Origin of the sequence: Enterobacter cloacae complex sp. IR5450 (genome assembly GCF_049238665.1) — a bacterium.
GTDB classification, from domain to species: domain Bacteria; phylum Pseudomonadota; class Gammaproteobacteria; order Enterobacterales; family Enterobacteriaceae; genus Enterobacter; species Enterobacter hormaechei_C.
This window is the reverse complement of the sequence record NZ_JBMKIC010000021.1, coordinates 42,715-58,448: the sequence shown is the minus strand read 5'-3', so window position 1 is coordinate 58,448 and position 15,734 is coordinate 42,715. Positions and strand designations below refer to the sequence as shown.

The following is a 15,734-nucleotide window of genomic DNA, read 5'->3' as shown; positions in this document are numbered from 1 at the left end:
TTAAAGGATACATAATGAGTAGCGTAGATATTCTTGTTCCCGACCTGCCTGAGTCCGTAGCAGATGCAACCGTCGCCACCTGGCACAAAAAACCAGGCGACGCGGTAACACGTGACGAAGTGCTGGTAGAAATCGAAACTGACAAAGTGGTACTGGAAGTACCGGCTTCAGCGGATGGCATTCTGGATGCAGTCCTGGAAGATGAAGGTACGACCGTCACTTCTCGCCAGATCCTGGGTCGCCTGCGTGAAGGTAACAGCGCGGGCAAAGAGTCCAGCGCCAAATCTGAAGAAAAAGCGTCTACCCCGGCCCAGCGCCAGCAGGCGTCTCTGTCCGATCAGACCAACGACGCGCTCAGCCCGGCGATCCGTCGCCTGCTGGCTGAGCACAGCCTCGATCCGGCAGCCATCAAAGGCACCGGCGTGGGTGGCCGTCTGACGCGCGAAGACATCGACAAGCATCTGGCAAAAGCGCCTTCTGAGGCGAAAGCGGAAGCGAAAGCCCCTGCGGCAGCACCAGCGGCACAGCCCGCTCTGGGCGCACGTAGCGAAAAACGCGTGCCAATGACCCGCCTGCGTAAGCGCGTGGCCGAGCGTCTGCTGGAAGCGAAAAATTCCACCGCGATGCTGACTACCTTCAACGAAGTCAACATGAAACCAATCATGGACCTGCGCAAGCAGTACGGTGACGCGTTTGAAAAACGTCACGGTATCCGTCTGGGCTTCATGTCCTTCTACGTGAAAGCGGTAGTTGAAGCGCTGAAACGCTACCCGGAAGTGAACGCGTCTATCGATGGCGATGACGTGGTTTACCACAACTACTTCGATGTCAGCATGGCGGTTTCTACTCCACGCGGCCTGGTGACCCCGGTTCTGCGTGACGTAGATACCCTGGGTATGGCTGACATTGAGAAGAAAATCAAAGAGCTGGCCGTGAAAGGCCGCGACGGCAAGCTGACCGTTGAGGACCTGACCGGCGGTAACTTCACCATTACCAACGGCGGTGTGTTCGGCTCGCTGATGTCTACCCCGATCATCAACCCGCCGCAGAGCGCGATCCTGGGTATGCACGCCATTAAAGATCGTCCAATGGCGGTAGACGGTAAAGTGGAGATCCTGCCGATGATGTACCTGGCGCTCTCTTACGATCACCGCCTGATCGACGGCCGCGAGTCCGTAGGCTTCCTGGTTGCCATTAAAGAGCTGCTGGAAGATCCAACGCGTCTGCTGCTGGACGTCTAGTTTTTGCAGTCTTGCCCGGCGGCGCGTTGCTTGTCGGGCCTACAAAAGCACTACCTAACGATTACCTGAAGGATGGATAGAACACATGAACTTACATGAATATCAGGCCAAACAGCTGTTTGCCCGGTATGGCTTACCGGCTCCGGTGGGTTATGCCTGTACTACCCCGCGTGAAGCAGAAGAAGCCGCGTCTAAAATCGGTGCCGGCCCGTGGGTAGTTAAATGTCAGGTTCACGCTGGTGGCCGTGGTAAAGCGGGCGGTGTGAAGGTTGTTAAGAGCAAAGAAGAGATCCGTGCGTTTGCTGAACATTGGCTCGGCAAGCGTCTGGTAACCTACCAGACAGATGCGAACGGCCAGCCGGTTAACCAGATCCTGGTTGAAGCGGCGACCGACATCGCGAAAGAACTGTACCTCGGCGCAGTCGTAGACCGTAGCTCCCGTCGCGTGGTGTTCATGGCGTCTACCGAAGGCGGTGTGGAAATCGAAAAAGTGGCGGAAGAGACCCCGCACCTGATCCACAAAGTGGCTATCGATCCGCTGGCGGGCCCAATGCCTTACCAGGGTCGTGAGCTGGCGTTCAAACTGGGTCTGGAAGGCAAGCTGGTTCAGCAGTTCACCAAGATCTTCATGGGTCTGGCGACCATCTTCCTGGAGCGCGATCTGGCGCTGATCGAGATCAACCCGCTGGTGATCACCACCCAGGGCGACCTGATCTGCCTCGACGGCAAGCTGGGCGCTGACGGCAACGCGCTGTTCCGCCAGTCCGATCTGCGCGAAATGCGCGACCAGTCTCAGGAAGATCCGCGTGAAGCGCAGGCTGCACAGTGGGAACTGAACTACGTGGCGCTGGATGGCAACATCGGCTGCATGGTTAACGGTGCGGGTCTGGCAATGGGCACCATGGACATCGTTAAGCTGCACGGCGGTGAGCCAGCGAACTTCCTTGACGTGGGCGGTGGCGCAACCAAAGAGCGCGTAACCGAAGCGTTCAAAATCATTCTCTCCGACGACAACGTGAAGGCCGTTCTGGTTAACATCTTCGGCGGCATCGTCCGTTGCGACCTGATCGCCGACGGTATCATCGGCGCGGTAGAAGAAGTAGGCGTTAACGTTCCGGTTGTTGTACGTCTGGAAGGGAACAACGCTGAACTCGGCGCGAAAAAACTGGCTGACAGCGGCCTGAATATTATTGCAGCGAAAAGTCTGACGGATGCAGCTCAGCAGGTTGTTGCCGCAGTGGAGGGGAAATAATGTCCGTTTTAATTAATAAAGATACCAAGGTTATCTGCCAGGGCTTCACCGGTAGCCAGGGGACTTTCCACTCCGAACAGGCAATTGCCTACGGCACGCAGATGGTTGGCGGCGTAACGCCAGGTAAAGGCGGCACCACCCACCTGGGCCTGCCGGTGTTCAACACCGTGCGTGAAGCGGTAGAAGCGACGGGCGCAACCGCGACCGTGATCTACGTTCCGGCGCCGTTCTGCAAAGACTCTATTCTGGAAGCGATCGACGCAGGCATTAAGCTGATCATCACCATCACCGAAGGTATCCCGACGCTGGATATGCTGACCGTGAAGGTGAAGCTGGACGAAGCAGGCGTGCGCATGATCGGCCCGAACTGCCCAGGCGTTATCACCCCGGGCGAATGCAAAATCGGCATCATGCCGGGCCACATTCATCGCCCAGGCAAAGTGGGCATTGTGTCCCGTTCCGGTACCCTGACCTATGAAGCGGTTAAGCAGACCACCGACTACGGTTTCGGCCAGTCCACCTGCGTGGGCATCGGCGGTGACCCGATCCCGGGCTCTAACTTCATCGACATCCTGAAGCTGTTCCAGGAAGATCCACAGACCGAAGCGATCGTGATGATCGGTGAGATCGGTGGTAGCGCGGAAGAAGAAGCGGCTGCTTACATCAAAGATCATGTGACCAAGCCGGTGGTGGGTTACATCGCGGGTGTGACCGCGCCGAAAGGCAAACGTATGGGTCACGCGGGCGCGATTATCGCAGGCGGTAAAGGTACGGCTGATGAGAAATTCGCAGCACTGGAAGCCGCAGGTGTGAAAACCGTTCGCAGCCTGGCGGATATCGGTGAAGCACTGAAATCCATCATTAAGTGAGTCCTCTCTGCTCCCCGTATGGGGCGCGTTGAAGTATAAAAAAATGTCCGTTTCGACATGGTTGGCCGCTGTAAAGCGGCCTTTTTTTATTGTCTGCGTTTAGCCACCAGAGTGAATTTATAGTCGTCGGAGTTAAACACGTTGCGACTGTACTCAAATACCCGGCCGTCTTTCAGAAAGCCGCGGGAGACTTTTTCCAGAATCGGTTTTGCCGGATCGAGCGCCAGGGCGGCAATCGCCTCGTCCGATGGCATGACTGGCACCAGCTCCTGCTCGCTGCGATCGATAACCATCTTTTTGATCTGCTCAATGTAATGGTATTTCGACTGTTCCATCACTTCCCAGGTGAGGTCGGGGAACATCGCCAGCGGCATCCATGTCTCTTCCAGATTCACCGGCTTTTCCCTGATGAAGCGTACGCGCTTGACGTGCCAGACCTTATCATTTGGATTGAGCGCCAGTTTTGCCGCGAGCCGCTCATCGGCTTTCACCACTTCGAAGACGCTGACGTCGCTGTGCGTATCAACGTTGCGATCCGCCAGTTTTTCGTAAAAGCCGGTAAGCTGATAAATATCGTAATTCACCCGCTCCTCTTTTACATACGAGCCGCTGCCCTGAATGCTTTCGATGATCTGCTCGTCGGCGAGCAGCTTCAACGCCTGCCGCACGGTGACACGGCTGACGCTAAACGCCTCCTGAAGGCTGGATTCTGTCGGCAGCGCGTCGCCCGGTTTTAACTCACCGGCATTAATTTTCTCGCGGAACGCATTGGCGATCTGCCGGTACATCGGTTTATTGCCCATTGGGTCACGCCTATTTAATACCTTTTCAGGGAATTATGCCTTCAGTGTCTGATTTGTAAATAATACAAATAAGATACAAATTTCGGTGTTAGTGAAAATGATCACATAAATGTATTATTCGCTCTGCCACAATCCTCCCCACACAATAACTTTGGATAGGTGAGGATCTTTATGAACCTGACGACTCTGACCGACCCCCGTGCTGTCTGCGTGCAGGCGCAGTTTACCAGCCGTGATGAGGCAATCCGTCAGCTTGCGACGCGGCTGGTAGCGTTGGGCAAAATAGCCGACGCCGATACGTTTCTGGCAGAGGTTTTCCATCGCGAATCGCTTGGCCCGACGGCGCTGGGCGAGGGACTGGCCGTACCTCATGGTAAATCAGCGGCGGTAAAGGAAGCGGCTTTTGCCGTGGCCACACTGTGTGAGCCGCTGGCCTGGGAAGGCGTGGACGGACCGGAGGAGGTCGAGCTGATTTTTTTGCTCGCCATTCCTCCCGCACAAGCGGGGTCAACGCATATTCAGGTCCTGACGGAACTGACGTCTCGCCTGGCGGATGACGATCTCAGGGGCCGCGTGATGACGGCGACCAGCGCTGAAGCGGTGCTTGCGGCGCTGGAAACGGCGCCTGACGCGCAAGAAACCGCCGTTGCGGAGAATGCCCCGACGATCGTCTGCGTTACCGCCTGTCCGGCCGGGATCGCCCATACCTACATGGCAGCGGAATATCTCGAAAAAGCGGGACGAAAGCTCGGCGTCAATGTGGTGGTCGAAAAGCAGGGGGCAAACGGTATTGAGGGGCGCATCACCGCGCAGCAGTTGCAGGAGGCAAAAGCGTGTATCTTCGCGGCGGAAGTGGCGATTGAAGAGCGCGAGCGTTTTCAGGGGATCCCTGCCATTTCCGTGCCCGTCGCGGAACCCTTGCGCCATGCGGAAGCGCTCATTGAGCGTGCGCTGGCGCTACAGCCTGTATCCGATGCGCGTCCTGCGCACGTCGACACGGACGCGAAAAAGTGCGTTAAAACCGAACTCAAGCAGGCGCTGCTCAGCGGTATCTCCTTTGCGGTGCCGCTGATTGTCGCTGGCGGCACGGTGCTGGCCGTGTCGGTACTGCTGGCGCAAATCCTGGGCTTGCAGCATCTGTTCGATTAGGAAAATTCGTGGCTGTGGATGTACCGCAAACTGGGCGGCGGGATGCTCGGTATTCTGATGGTGCCTGTTCTGGCGGCCTACACCGCTTACTCGCTGGCGGATAAACCTGCGCTAACGCCAGGCTTTGCGGCGGGTCTTGCCGCCAATATGATCGGCTCCGGCTTTCTGGGGGCCATCGTCGGCGGGCTGATTGCGGGCTACCTGATGCGCTGGGTGAAAAACCACATCCGGCTGAGTAGCCGCTACAACGGCTTTCTGACCTTTTATCTTTATCCGGTGATTGGCGTGCTGGGCGCAGGCAGCCTGATGCTGTTTGTGATCGGCGAACCGGTGGCCTGGATCAATAACGCCCTCACCGCCTGGCTTAACGGTCTGTCCGGCGCGAACGCGCTGCTGCTGGGGGCGATCCTGGGCTTTATGTGCTCGTTCGATCTGGGCGGTCCGGTCAACAAAGCCTCTTACGCGTTCTGTCTGGGGGCGATGGCCAATGGCGTATACGGGCCTTATGCGATTTTTGCCTCCGTCAAAATGGTATCGGCCTTTACCGTGACGGCATCAACGATGCTGGCTCCGAACCTGTTCAAACAGTTCGAAATTGAAACCGGCAAGTCCACCTGGCTGCTGGGGCTGGCGGGCATCACCGAAGGAGCAATTCCGATGGCTATCGAGGATCCGTTGCGGGTCATCGGCTCATTTGTTCTTGTGTCAATGGCGACCGGAGCGATTGTCGGGGCGATGGGGATTGGGCTATCCACCCCGGGCGCGGGCATTTTCTCTCTCTTCTTACTGCATGATGCCGGGCTGGGTGGCGTGATGGCCGCTGCCGGCTGGTTTGGCGCCGCGCTGATTGGCGCCGCAATCTCTACGCTCATTTTACTCCTCTGGCGACGCCAGGCCGTGAAGAGCGGCACCTACTTGACTGAAGACATAACATCCTAAACACGCACTGACAGGAAACGAAGATGAAAGCTGTATCACGCGTTCATATCACGCCACATATGCACTGGGACCGGGAGTGGTACTTCACCACCGAAGCGTCACGTATTCTTCTGGTCAATAATATGGAAGAGATCCTTACCCGTCTTGAGCAGGACGCAGAGTATAAATACTACGTTCTCGACGGCCAGACGGCGGTGCTGGAAGATTATTTTGCCGTGAAACCGGAAAACAGGCCACGCGCGAAGGCGCTGGTGGCGGCCGGGAAGCTGATTATCGGGCCGTGGTATACCCAGACGGACACCACCCTTGTCTCCGGCGAGTCGATTGTCCGAAATCTGATGTACGGCATTCGCGACTGTCTGGCCTTTGGCGAGCCGATGAAAATTGGCTATCTGCCGGACTCCTTCGGCATGTCTTCCCAGCTGCCACACATTTACAACGGTTTTGGCATCACGCGCACCATGTTCTGGCGTGGGTGTTCCGAGCGGCATGGTACCGATAAAACCGAATTTCTCTGGCAAAGTCAGGACGGCAGTGAAGTGACGGCACAGGTGCTGCCGCTGGGCTACGCGATTGGTAAGTACTTACCGGAGGATGAGGCCGGGCTGCGCAAACGGCTCGACACGTACTTCGAGGTGCTGGAAAAAGCCTCCGTGACGAAAGAAATTTTGCTGCCTAACGGCCATGATCAGATGCCGCTCCAGCAGAACATCTTTGCGGTGATGGATAAGCTGCGCGAAATCTATCCGCAGCGTCAGTTTGTGATGAGCCGCTTCGAGGAGGTGTTTGACCACATTGACGCGCACCGCGATGAACTGGCGACGCTGAAAGGAGAGTTTATTGACGGTAAATATATGCGGGTGCACCGGACAATAGGCTCCACGCGAATGGACATCAAAATCGCCCACGCCCGGATAGAGAATAAAATCGTCAATGTCCTTGAGCCGCTGGCCACGCTTGCCTGGACGCTGGGCTTTGAGTATCACCACGGCTTGCTGGAAAAAATGTGGAAAGAGATCCTCAAGAATCACGCCCATGACAGTATCGGCTGCTGCTGTAGTGACAAAGTGCATCGTGAGGTGATGTCACGCTTCGAGCTGGCGGAAGACATGGCCGATAACCTGACATGCTTCTATATGCGCAAGATTGTCGACAACATGCCGCAGTGCGAGGAAGACAAACTGGTGATGTTTAACCTCACGCCCTGGCCGCGTGAGGAAGTGATTAACACTACGATACGTCTGCGCGCCAGCCAGTTCCGCCTGCTGGACGATAGGGGGAATGAAATCCCTTACTGCCTGCGCAGCGCGCGTGAAATCGACCCCGGCTTAATAGACCGGCAGATTGTGCATTACGGCAACTACGATCCCTTTATGGAGTTTGATATCCAGCTCAACCAGATCCTGCCATCAATGGGTTACCGCACGCTCTATATCGAGCCGCACGTGGCTGGCAAGCTGCTGGCGCCAGAAACAACGTCGGAGGCATTACTGGAAAATGCTTTCTGGGAAATAACGTTAAACGACGACGGCACCCTGCGTCTGCTCGATAAAGCGTCCGGGCTTATCTATGACCGCGCGCTGGAAATAGAAGAGAGCTCGGATGATGGCGATGAGTACGACTACTCGCCTTCACGGGAAGAGTGGAGACTCACTTCCGCGCAGGGCGAGCATGAGGTTGAGGTGATCCGCGAGGTCTGGCAGAGCAGGGCGGTGATCCGCCATCGCATGGTGGTGCCGGCGGATCTCGCTGAACGTTCTGCGCGTCAGCAGACGGGAACGCTTGAGGCAGAGCTCACGGTCACGCTCAGCCATAACAGCCGACGTATCGACATTGAGGCGCGTCTCGGAAATCACGCGGATGACCACCGTGTTCGGGTGTTGATCCCGACGCCCTTCACCACAGACACGGTGTTAGCTGATACCCAGTTCGGTTCGCTGACGCGACCTGTACAGGATGAAGCGATGGCGAACTGGCAGGAGGAGGGCTGGAAGGAAGCGCCGCTGCCTGTGTGGAATCTGCTTAACTACGCGGTGCTCCAGGAACGGCGTAACGGGATGGCGCTGTTTACCGAAGGGTTACGCGAATTTGAAGTGACTGGCGAGCGTCAAAAAACGTTTGCCCTGACGTTGCTTCGCGGCGTGGGGGTGCTTGGGAAGGAAGACTTACTTCTGCGCCCTGGCAGACCGTCCGGGATCAAAATGCCGGTGCCTGATTCGCAGATGCGGGGCCAGTTAACCTGTCGCTTTAGCCTGTTCAGTTTTAATGGTACGCCCGTCAGTGCTGGTGTTACTCAGCAGGCGAAGTCGTGGTTAACGCCAGTGCACTGTTATAACAAAATTCCGTGGGATGCGATGAAGCTTAACCGCGCCTCTTTCACCACCCCCTGTAGCTATAGCCTGCTAACGCTGCCCCCTAACGGATGCGTACTCAGTGTGCTGAAAAAAGCGGAGGATCGTGACGAGATGATTCTTCGTCTGTACAACCCTTCGGAGACCCGCTCCTGTGACGTGGCTTTGTCTGTGAACCGTGAGGTCCAGGCCTGCTGCGAAACGGACATGAATGAGGTGTACAAGGCGCAAGGGGAAGAGGGCTCAGCCATTACGGGGTCTTTCCGGCCAGGCCAGTCACGTACCTTCAGCATAAAAATTGAAAGGTAATCCTCAAAATAAAATAAAGGCCGCATTCCTGCGGCCTTTATTTCATCAAATAGTCACGAAGGGGTGTTAATTTTAAGATTATTAAAAGTGAATAAAATGTAATCGTTTCGGCAGGTAGCAAAGCGAAAGAAAAATACTGTGAAGCAGATAACATTATATGTTTATCTTCCGGCAAAATGCGTTTTTTCACGCGCGTTAATAAAAATCACAACTGTTTATATTATCCTCTGGCTTTTATAACCATCAACGCCTTTAAATGTACATATCATTAACAAGGTTTTTACTATCCGCACCACAAAGAAACATCATTAACAGCTCTGGCCGTTTTTGATTTAAATCAATGTTTAATCCTTGGAAAAAGGCTCAAAAAGGCGTTAAATTGTTCCCGATCAAAATGGCCGAAAAGTGGTAATTTTGCTATAAATTGATCGCCGTCGAAAAACGTAAATCTGTTTGAATAAAAACCTGTTTATTGTAAGGGTTTTGCAGCGTATTATATTTACGGGATCAATTTGGTTTTTTCTTAACGTATTTGTAACCTTTCATCATTGCTTTTTCCTTATGTAGAGAATAAGCAACGAAGAAGGGAAGCAGATAACTTTGTATTGGGGCATGCGTGTGGATCCTTATCTAACGGGGTTCACTCTCGGAGTCTTCATGCGATGAGCAAGGAGTCATAATGTTAGACGTAGTCGAACTGTCGCGCTTACAGTTTGCCTTGACCGCGATGTACCACTTCCTGTTTGTGCCGCTGACGCTCGGTATGGCGTTCCTGCTGGCCATCATGGAAACGGTTTACGTCCTCTCCGGCAAACAGATTTATAAAGATATGACCAAGTTCTGGGGCAAGTTGTTTGGTATCAACTTTGCGCTGGGCGTGGCAACCGGTCTGACCATGGAGTTCCAGTTCGGGACAAACTGGTCTTACTATTCCCACTATGTGGGGGATATTTTCGGTGCGCCGCTGGCCATTGAAGGTCTGATGGCCTTCTTCCTCGAATCCACCTTTGTAGGTCTGTTCTTCTTCGGTTGGGACCGTCTGGGTAAAGTCCAGCATATGGCGGTAACCTGGCTGGTGGCATTAGGCTCCAACTTGTCCGCACTGTGGATCCTGGTGGCGAACGGCTGGATGCAAAACCCAATCGCATCTGATTTCAACTTCGAAACCATGCGTATGGAGATGGTCAGCTTCGCTGAGCTGGTCCTGAACCCGGTTGCCCAGGTTAAATTCGTTCACACCGTGGCGTCTGGCTATGTGTGCGGCGCGATGTTCGTGCTGGGCATCAGCTCCTACTATATGCTGCGCGGCCGTGACTTCGCGTTCGCCAAGCGTTCTTTTGCTATTGCAGCAAGCTTCGGTATGGCCGCGATTCTGTCCGTTATTGTTCTGGGTGATGAATCCGGTTACGAAATGGGCGACGTGCAGAAAACCAAACTCGCCGCAATTGAAGCTGAATGGGAAACCCAGCCGGCACCGGCAGCGTTTACCCTGTTCGGCGTGCCTGACCAGGAAGCGCAGGAAAACCGCTTCGCCATTCAAATTCCTTACGCTCTGGGTATTATCGCCACGCGCTCCGTCGACAAACAGGTGACTGGCCTGAAAGATCTGATGGTGCAGCATGAAGAGCGTATCCGTAACGGGATGAAAGCTTACTCGCTGCTGGAACAGCTGCGCGCCGGCTCTACCGACCAGGCCGTTCGCGATCAATTTAACGACGTGAAGAAAGACCTCGGTTACGGTCTCCTGCTGAAACGCTATACCCCGAACGTCTCTGACGCGACGGAAGCGCAGATTCAGATGGCAACCAAAGACTCTATTCCACGCGTTGCGCCGCTGTACTTCGCGTTCCGCATCATGGTGGGTTGCGGCATTATCATGCTGCTGATCATCGCGGCCTCGTTCTGGTCAGTCATTCGTAACCGTATCGGTGAGAAAAAATGGCTGCTGCGCACCGCGCTTTACGGTATCCCACTGCCATGGATTGCTATCGAGTCCGGCTGGTTTGTTGCGGAATATGGCCGTCAGCCGTGGGCGATCGGTGAGGTGCTGCCAACAGCGGTAGCGAACTCCTCCCTGACCGCAGGCGACCTGATCTTCTCCATGCTGCTCATTTGCGGTCTGTACACCCTGTTCCTGGTGGCTGAACTGTTCCTGATGTTCAAGTTCGCGCGCCTTGGCCCAAGCAGCCTGAAAACCGGTCGCTATCACTACGAGCAGTCTGTTGCGACTACTCAGCCGGCACGCTAAGACAGGAGTCATCAAATGATCGATTATGAAGTATTGCGTTTTATCTGGTGGCTGCTGATCGGTGTTCTGCTGATTGGTTTCGCGGTCACCGATGGTTTCGACATGGGCGTGGGCATGCTCACCCGTTTCCTCGGTCGTAATGACACCGAGCGTCGAATCATGATCAACTCCATCGCCCCGCACTGGGACGGTAACCAGGTGTGGCTGATCACCGCAGGCGGCGCGCTGTTCGCTGCCTGGCCGATGGTCTACGCGGCTGCGTTCTCCGGCTTCTATGTGGCGATGATTCTGGTGCTGGCCTCTTTATTCTTCCGTCCGGTGGGTTTCGACTACCGTTCCAAGATTGAAGACACCCGCTGGCGTAACATGTGGGACTGGGGCATCTTCATCGGTAGCTTCGTTCCACCGCTGGTCATTGGTGTGGCGTTCGGTAACCTGTTGCAGGGCGTACCGTTCCACGTCGACGAATATATGCGTCTGTTCTACACCGGTAACTTCTTCCAGTTGCTGAATCCGTTTGGTCTGCTGGCGGGCGTGGTGAGCGTGGCGATGATCATCACCCAGGGCGCAACCTATCTCCAGATGCGTACCGTAGGTGAACTGCACCTGCGTTCCCGCGCTACCGCTCAGGTGGCGGCGCTGGTGACGCTGGTCTGCTTCGCGCTGGCTGGCGTGTGGGTGGTGTACGGTATTGATGGTTACGTGGTGACCTCCGCGATCAACCATACTGCACCGTCTAACCCGCTGACCAAAGAAGTGGCGCGTCAGGCTGGTGCATGGCTGGTGAACTTCAACAATACTCCTGCGCTGTGGGCTATCCCGGCTCTGGGTGTGCTGCTGCCGCTGCTGACCGTGCTGACGTCTCGTCTGGAGAAAGGCGCTCTGGCGTTCGTATTCTCTTCACTGACGCTGGCATGCATCATCCTGACGGCGGGGATTGCGATGTTCCCGTTCGTGATGCCATCCAGCACCATGATGAACGCCAGCCTGACCATGTGGGATGCAACGTCCAGTCAGTTGACGCTGAACTTAATGACCTATGTTGCTTGCGTGTTCGTACCGATTATCCTGCTCTACACCACCTGGTGTTACTGGAAAATGTTCGGTCGCATCACTAAAGAACATATCGAAAGCAACACCCACTCTATGTACTAAGTAAGGAGCTGAATATGTGGTATTTCGCATGGATTTTAGGGACGCTTCTTGCCTGTGCGTTTGGTGTCATCACTGCCCTGGCGCTTGAGCATGTAGAAGCGACCAAAGCAGGTGAAGAAAAGCACTAATGAATATTATCGCAACCTTATATGCGGTAATGGATAAGCGCCCCCTGAGGGCGCTTTCCCTCATTATGGCATTACTGCTGGCAGGCTGTATCTTCTGGGACCCGTCGCGCTTCGCGGCGAAAACCAGCGAGCTTGAAATCTGGCATGGCTTCCTGATTATGTGGGCTGTGTGCGCAGGCGTGATTCACGGTGTCGGCTTTCGTCCGAAAGCGCTACACTGGCAGGGCATCTTCTGCCCACTGATTGCCGATCTGGTTCTCCTCGCCGGTTTGATTTTCTTCTTCTTCTGAATAAGAAATGTCCGTTAACGTTATGGGCTTACCATGGCCCATAAAAATTTACTCTCCGTTTACTTTCCCCCATTCCAAACCATCATTCCCGCGCGTATAGTAGCGAAGTTTGAAAGCTCCAACTTTTCTTGTATTACCGGGATGTAAAGTGAATACAACGCTGTTTCGATGGCCGGTACGTGTCTATTACGAAGATACCGATGCCGGTGGTGTGGTCTACCACGCCAGCTACGTTGCTTTTTATGAACGGGCACGCACAGAGATGCTGCGCCATCATCACTTTAGTCAACAGGTGCTGTTGGCTGAGCGAGTTGCCTTCGTGGTACGCAAGATGACGCTTGAGTATTTTGCGCCTGCCAGACTCGACGATATGCTCGAAGTTCAAACAGAAATTACATCAATGCGCGGAACTTCACTGGTTTTCACGCAGCGGATAGTCAATGCAGAGAACACGGTACTGAACTCAGCTGAAGTCCTGATTGTCTGTGTTGATCCAACCATAATGAAGCCTCGTGCGCTTCCTAAGTCTATTGTCGCGGAGTTTAAGCAGTGACTGACATGAATATCCTTGATTTGTTCCTGAAGGCAAGCCTTCTGGTTAAACTTATCATGTTGATTTTGATTGGTTTTTCAATCGCATCCTGGGCCATCATCATCCAGAGAACGCGTATCCTTAATGCCGCTGGCCGCGAAGCCGAAGCGTTTGAAGATAAGTTCTGGTCGGGAATTGAGCTTTCTCGTCTGTACCAGGAAAGCCAGGGACGCCGTGATAACCTTTCAGGCTCCGAACAAATTTTCTACAGCGGTTTCAAAGAGTTCGCTCGCTTACATCGCGCTAACAGCCATGCGCCGGAAGCCGTGGTAGAAGGGGCGTCGCGTGCGATGCGCATCTCCATGAACCGCGAACTGGAAAATCTTGAAACGCATATTCCATTCCTCGGAACCGTTGGCTCCATCAGCCCGTATATCGGCCTGTTTGGTACGGTGTGGGGGATCATGCACGCCTTTATCGCCCTGGGGGCGGTGAAGCAGGCAACGTTGCAGATGGTTGCACCGGGTATCGCAGAAGCACTGATCGCGACCGCAATCGGTCTGTTCGCCGCAATTCCGGCGGTAATGGCGTACAACCGTCTGAACCAGCGCGTGAACAAACTGGAACTGAACTACGACAACTTTATGGAAGAGTTCACCGCGATTCTGCATCGTCAGGCGTTTACCAGCACCGAGAGCAACAAGGGGTAAACCATGGCCAGATCGCGTGGACGAGGTCGTCGCGAGCTCAAGTCCGAAATCAATATCGTTCCGTTACTGGACGTGCTGCTGGTGCTGCTGCTGATCTTTATGGCGACAGCGCCCATCATCACCCAGAGCGTGGAAGTTGATCTGCCGGATGCGACAGAATCACAGGCGGTAAGCACCAATGACGATCCTCCGGTCATCATTGAGGTTTCCGGCGTAGGGCAGTACAGCGTGGTGGTAGAGAAAGATCGTATGGATCAGCTTCCGCCAGAGCAGGTTATTGCTGAAGCGCAACGACGTCTGGAGTCAAATCCGAAGACGGTCTTCTTAATCGGTGGTGCGAAAGACGTACCATATGATGAAATTATCAAAGCGCTGAACTTGCTACATAGCGCGGGCGTTAAGTCAGTTGGCTTAATGACTCAGCCTATTTGATCATCTGCGTAGTTTTTGGGAACCGATAGTGTCAAAGGCAACCGAACAGAACGACAAGCTTAAGCGAGCGATAATCGTCTCCGCAGTGCTGCACGTAATTCTTTTTGCAGCGCTGATCTGGAGTTCGTTCGATGAGCACCTTGATGCATCAGGCGGCGATGGGGGCTCGTCCATCGACGCCGTCATGGTGGATCCCGGTGCGGTAGTGCAGAACTATAATCGCCAACAACAGCAGCAGGCGAGCGCAAAACGCGCGGAAGAACAGCGTGAAAAACAGGCGCAACAGCAGGCGGAAGAGCTGCGTGAAAAGCAGGCCGCCGAGCAGGAACGTCTGAAGCAGCTTGAGAAAGAGCGTTTGCAGGCGCAGGAAGCCGCTAAAGAGCAGGCGGAGCAGCAGAAACAGGCTGAAGCCGCAGCGAAGAAAGCTCAGGAACAGCAGAAGCAGGCGGAAGAGGCGGCAGCCAAAGCCGCGGCAGACGCGAAGGCGCAGGCAGATGCTCAGGCTAAGTTAGCCGCAGAAGCCGCGAAGAAAGCGGCTGCTGATGCGCAGAAGAAAGCGGAAGCCGAAGCGGCGAAGAAAGCCGCTGCTGATGCGAAGAAGAAAGCAGAAGCCGAAGCGGCGAAAAAAGCTGCCGCTGACGCACAGAAGAAAGCCGAAGCGGAAGCCGCCAAAAAAGCTGCGCAGGAAGCAGAGAAGAAAGCGGCTGCCGATGCTGCTAAAAAAGCGGCCGCCGCCGAGAAAGCTGCGGCAGAAAAAGCCGCCGCTGCGGAAAAAGCCGCTGCTGATAAAAAAGCGGCAGCTGAGAAAGCCGCTGCTGATAAGAAAGCTGCTGCTGAAAAAGCCGCAGCTAAGAAGGCCGCTGCTGCGGAAAAAGCCGCTGCCGCAGGGGTTGACGATCTGCTGGGGGACCTGAGCTCCGGTAAGAATGCACCGAAAACGGGCGGTGGGGCGAAAGGAAGTAACGCAGCACCGGCAGGAAGTGGTAACACTAAGAACAACGGTGCTTCTGGCGCTGAGATCAACGACTATAAGAATCAGATTGCCGCGGCTATTGCCAGCAGACTTAACGATAAATCGCTCTATACCGGGAAAACGTGCCGACTGCATATTAAACTGGCTACGGATGGTATGGTGCTGAGCGTTGAGTCAGAAGGGGGAGATGAAGCATTATGCCAGGCTGCACTTGTGGCAGTGAATCAGGCAAAACTGCCAAAACCTCCATCACAGGCTGTCTATGAAGTGTTCAAAGACGCTTCGCTGAACTTTAAGCCATAAGCAGAGCTGCTGTTATCGGGTTCTGATAGTTTTGTGTATTTGAGTTTGTT

At 54.7% G+C, this 15,734-nt stretch carries 13 protein-coding genes and 1 pseudogene; 13 read left to right on the top strand and 1 reads right to left on the bottom strand.

Annotated features, from left to right (window positions below; genetic code table 11):
* Window positions 1–14: 14 nt before the first annotated feature.
* From odhB to sucD, 3 genes are all read left to right on the top strand, one after another.
* The gene (gene odhB / locus ACOTYB_RS16165; RefSeq protein ID WP_003858613.1) at window positions 15–1,241 is read left to right on the top strand and encodes a 2-oxoglutarate dehydrogenase complex dihydrolipoyllysine-residue succinyltransferase; all 1,227 of its coding nucleotides are present in this window, start codon (window positions 15–17) and stop codon (window positions 1,239–1,241) included.
* 85 nt (window positions 1,242–1,326) lie between these two features.
* Window positions 1,327–2,493, top strand: coding sequence for an ADP-forming succinate--CoA ligase subunit beta (gene sucC / locus ACOTYB_RS16160; protein ID WP_058656619.1), 1,167 nt, complete (start codon window positions 1,327–1,329; stop codon window positions 2,491–2,493).
* Window positions 2,493–3,362, top strand: coding sequence for a succinate--CoA ligase subunit alpha (gene sucD / locus ACOTYB_RS16155; RefSeq protein WP_003858609.1), 870 nt, complete (start codon window positions 2,493–2,495; stop codon window positions 3,360–3,362). Before sucC ends, sucD begins: the two co-directional genes overlap by 1 nt.
* A gap of 86 nt (window positions 3,363–3,448) precedes the next feature.
* Here the strand turns inward: sucD and ACOTYB_RS16150 are convergent, their stop codons facing one another.
* Window positions 3,449–4,165, bottom strand: coding sequence for a GntR family transcriptional regulator (locus ACOTYB_RS16150; RefSeq protein WP_409248957.1), 717 nt, complete (start codon window positions 4,163–4,165; stop codon window positions 3,449–3,451).
* Window positions 4,166–4,336: 171 nt separating this feature from the next.
* Between ACOTYB_RS16150 and mngA the strand changes: the two are divergent.
* The 10 genes and pseudogenes from mngA to tolA all read left to right on the top strand — a co-directional run bounded on the left by mngA (window position 4,337) and on the right by tolA (window position 15,684).
* Window positions 4,337–6,253, top strand: a pseudogene (gene mngA, locus ACOTYB_RS16145) (PTS 2-O-a-mannosyl-D-glycerate transporter subunit IIABC).
* Between the two features lie 23 nt (window positions 6,254–6,276).
* Window positions 6,277–8,913, top strand: coding sequence for a mannosylglycerate hydrolase (gene mngB / locus ACOTYB_RS16140; protein ID WP_421765838.1), 2,637 nt, complete (start codon window positions 6,277–6,279; stop codon window positions 8,911–8,913).
* A gap of 679 nt (window positions 8,914–9,592) precedes the next feature.
* Window positions 9,593–11,161 (top strand): cytochrome ubiquinol oxidase subunit I, encoded by a 1,569-nt coding sequence (gene cydA / locus ACOTYB_RS16135; RefSeq protein WP_003858601.1) that lies wholly within the window; start codon window positions 9,593–9,595, stop codon window positions 11,159–11,161.
* 15 nt (window positions 11,162–11,176) lie between these two features.
* On the top strand, window positions 11,177–12,316 hold the full coding sequence (gene cydB / locus ACOTYB_RS16130) for a cytochrome d ubiquinol oxidase subunit II (protein WP_003858599.1): 1,140 nt from the start codon (window positions 11,177–11,179) through the stop codon (window positions 12,314–12,316).
* 14 nt (window positions 12,317–12,330) lie between these two features.
* Window positions 12,331–12,444, top strand: a complete 114-nt coding sequence (gene cydX / locus ACOTYB_RS16125) for a cytochrome bd-I oxidase subunit CydX (protein WP_003858598.1) — start codon at window positions 12,331–12,333, stop codon at window positions 12,442–12,444.
* Window positions 12,444–12,734: a cyd operon protein YbgE gene (ybgE, locus tag ACOTYB_RS16120; RefSeq protein ID WP_003858596.1), complete on the top strand. Its 291-nt coding sequence runs from the start codon at window positions 12,444–12,446 to the stop codon at window positions 12,732–12,734. Before cydX ends, ybgE begins: the two co-directional genes overlap by 1 nt.
* Window positions 12,735–12,882: 148 nt before the next feature.
* The gene (gene ybgC / locus ACOTYB_RS16115) at window positions 12,883–13,287 is read left to right on the top strand and encodes a tol-pal system-associated acyl-CoA thioesterase (protein WP_003858593.1); all 405 of its coding nucleotides are present in this window, start codon (window positions 12,883–12,885) and stop codon (window positions 13,285–13,287) included.
* Window positions 13,284–13,976: a Tol-Pal system protein TolQ gene (gene tolQ / locus ACOTYB_RS16110; RefSeq protein WP_003858590.1), complete on the top strand. Its 693-nt coding sequence runs from the start codon at window positions 13,284–13,286 to the stop codon at window positions 13,974–13,976. Before ybgC ends, tolQ begins: the two co-directional genes overlap by 4 nt.
* 3 nt (window positions 13,977–13,979) lie before the next feature.
* The gene (gene tolR / locus ACOTYB_RS16105; protein WP_003858589.1) at window positions 13,980–14,408 is read left to right on the top strand and encodes a colicin uptake protein TolR; all 429 of its coding nucleotides are present in this window, start codon (window positions 13,980–13,982) and stop codon (window positions 14,406–14,408) included.
* Window positions 14,409–14,436: 28 nt separating this feature from the next.
* Window positions 14,437–15,684 carry a cell envelope integrity protein TolA gene (gene tolA / locus ACOTYB_RS16100; RefSeq protein ID WP_045332349.1) on the top strand — a complete coding sequence of 416 codons (1,248 nt, stop codon included), beginning with the start codon at window positions 14,437–14,439 and terminating at the stop codon, window positions 15,682–15,684.
* The last annotated feature ends 50 nt before the right edge of the window (window positions 15,685–15,734 follow it).

Excerpts from the sequence above, each read along its gene's own strand:
- ACOTYB_RS16150 (WP_409248957.1), bottom strand. The coding sequence starts at position 4,165 with ATGGGCAATAAACCGATGTACCGGCAGATCGCCAATGCGTTCCGCGAG.
- cydA (WP_003858601.1), top strand. The coding sequence starts at position 9,593 with ATGTTAGACGTAGTCGAACTGTCGCGCTTACAGTTTGCCTTGACCGCG.
- sucC (WP_058656619.1), top strand. The coding sequence starts at position 1,327 with ATGAACTTACATGAATATCAGGCCAAACAGCTGTTTGCCCGGTATGGC.
- ybgE (WP_003858596.1), top strand. The coding sequence starts at position 12,444 with ATGAATATTATCGCAACCTTATATGCGGTAATGGATAAGCGCCCCCTG.
- mngB (WP_421765838.1), top strand. The coding sequence starts at position 6,277 with ATGAAAGCTGTATCACGCGTTCATATCACGCCACATATGCACTGGGAC.
- tolR (WP_003858589.1), top strand. The coding sequence starts at position 13,980 with ATGGCCAGATCGCGTGGACGAGGTCGTCGCGAGCTCAAGTCCGAAATC.
- odhB (WP_003858613.1), top strand. The coding sequence starts at position 15 with ATGAGTAGCGTAGATATTCTTGTTCCCGACCTGCCTGAGTCCGTAGCA.
- sucD (WP_003858609.1), top strand. The coding sequence starts at position 2,493 with ATGTCCGTTTTAATTAATAAAGATACCAAGGTTATCTGCCAGGGCTTC.
- cydB (WP_003858599.1), top strand. The coding sequence starts at position 11,177 with ATGATCGATTATGAAGTATTGCGTTTTATCTGGTGGCTGCTGATCGGT.
- cydX (WP_003858598.1), top strand. The coding sequence starts at position 12,331 with ATGTGGTATTTCGCATGGATTTTAGGGACGCTTCTTGCCTGTGCGTTT.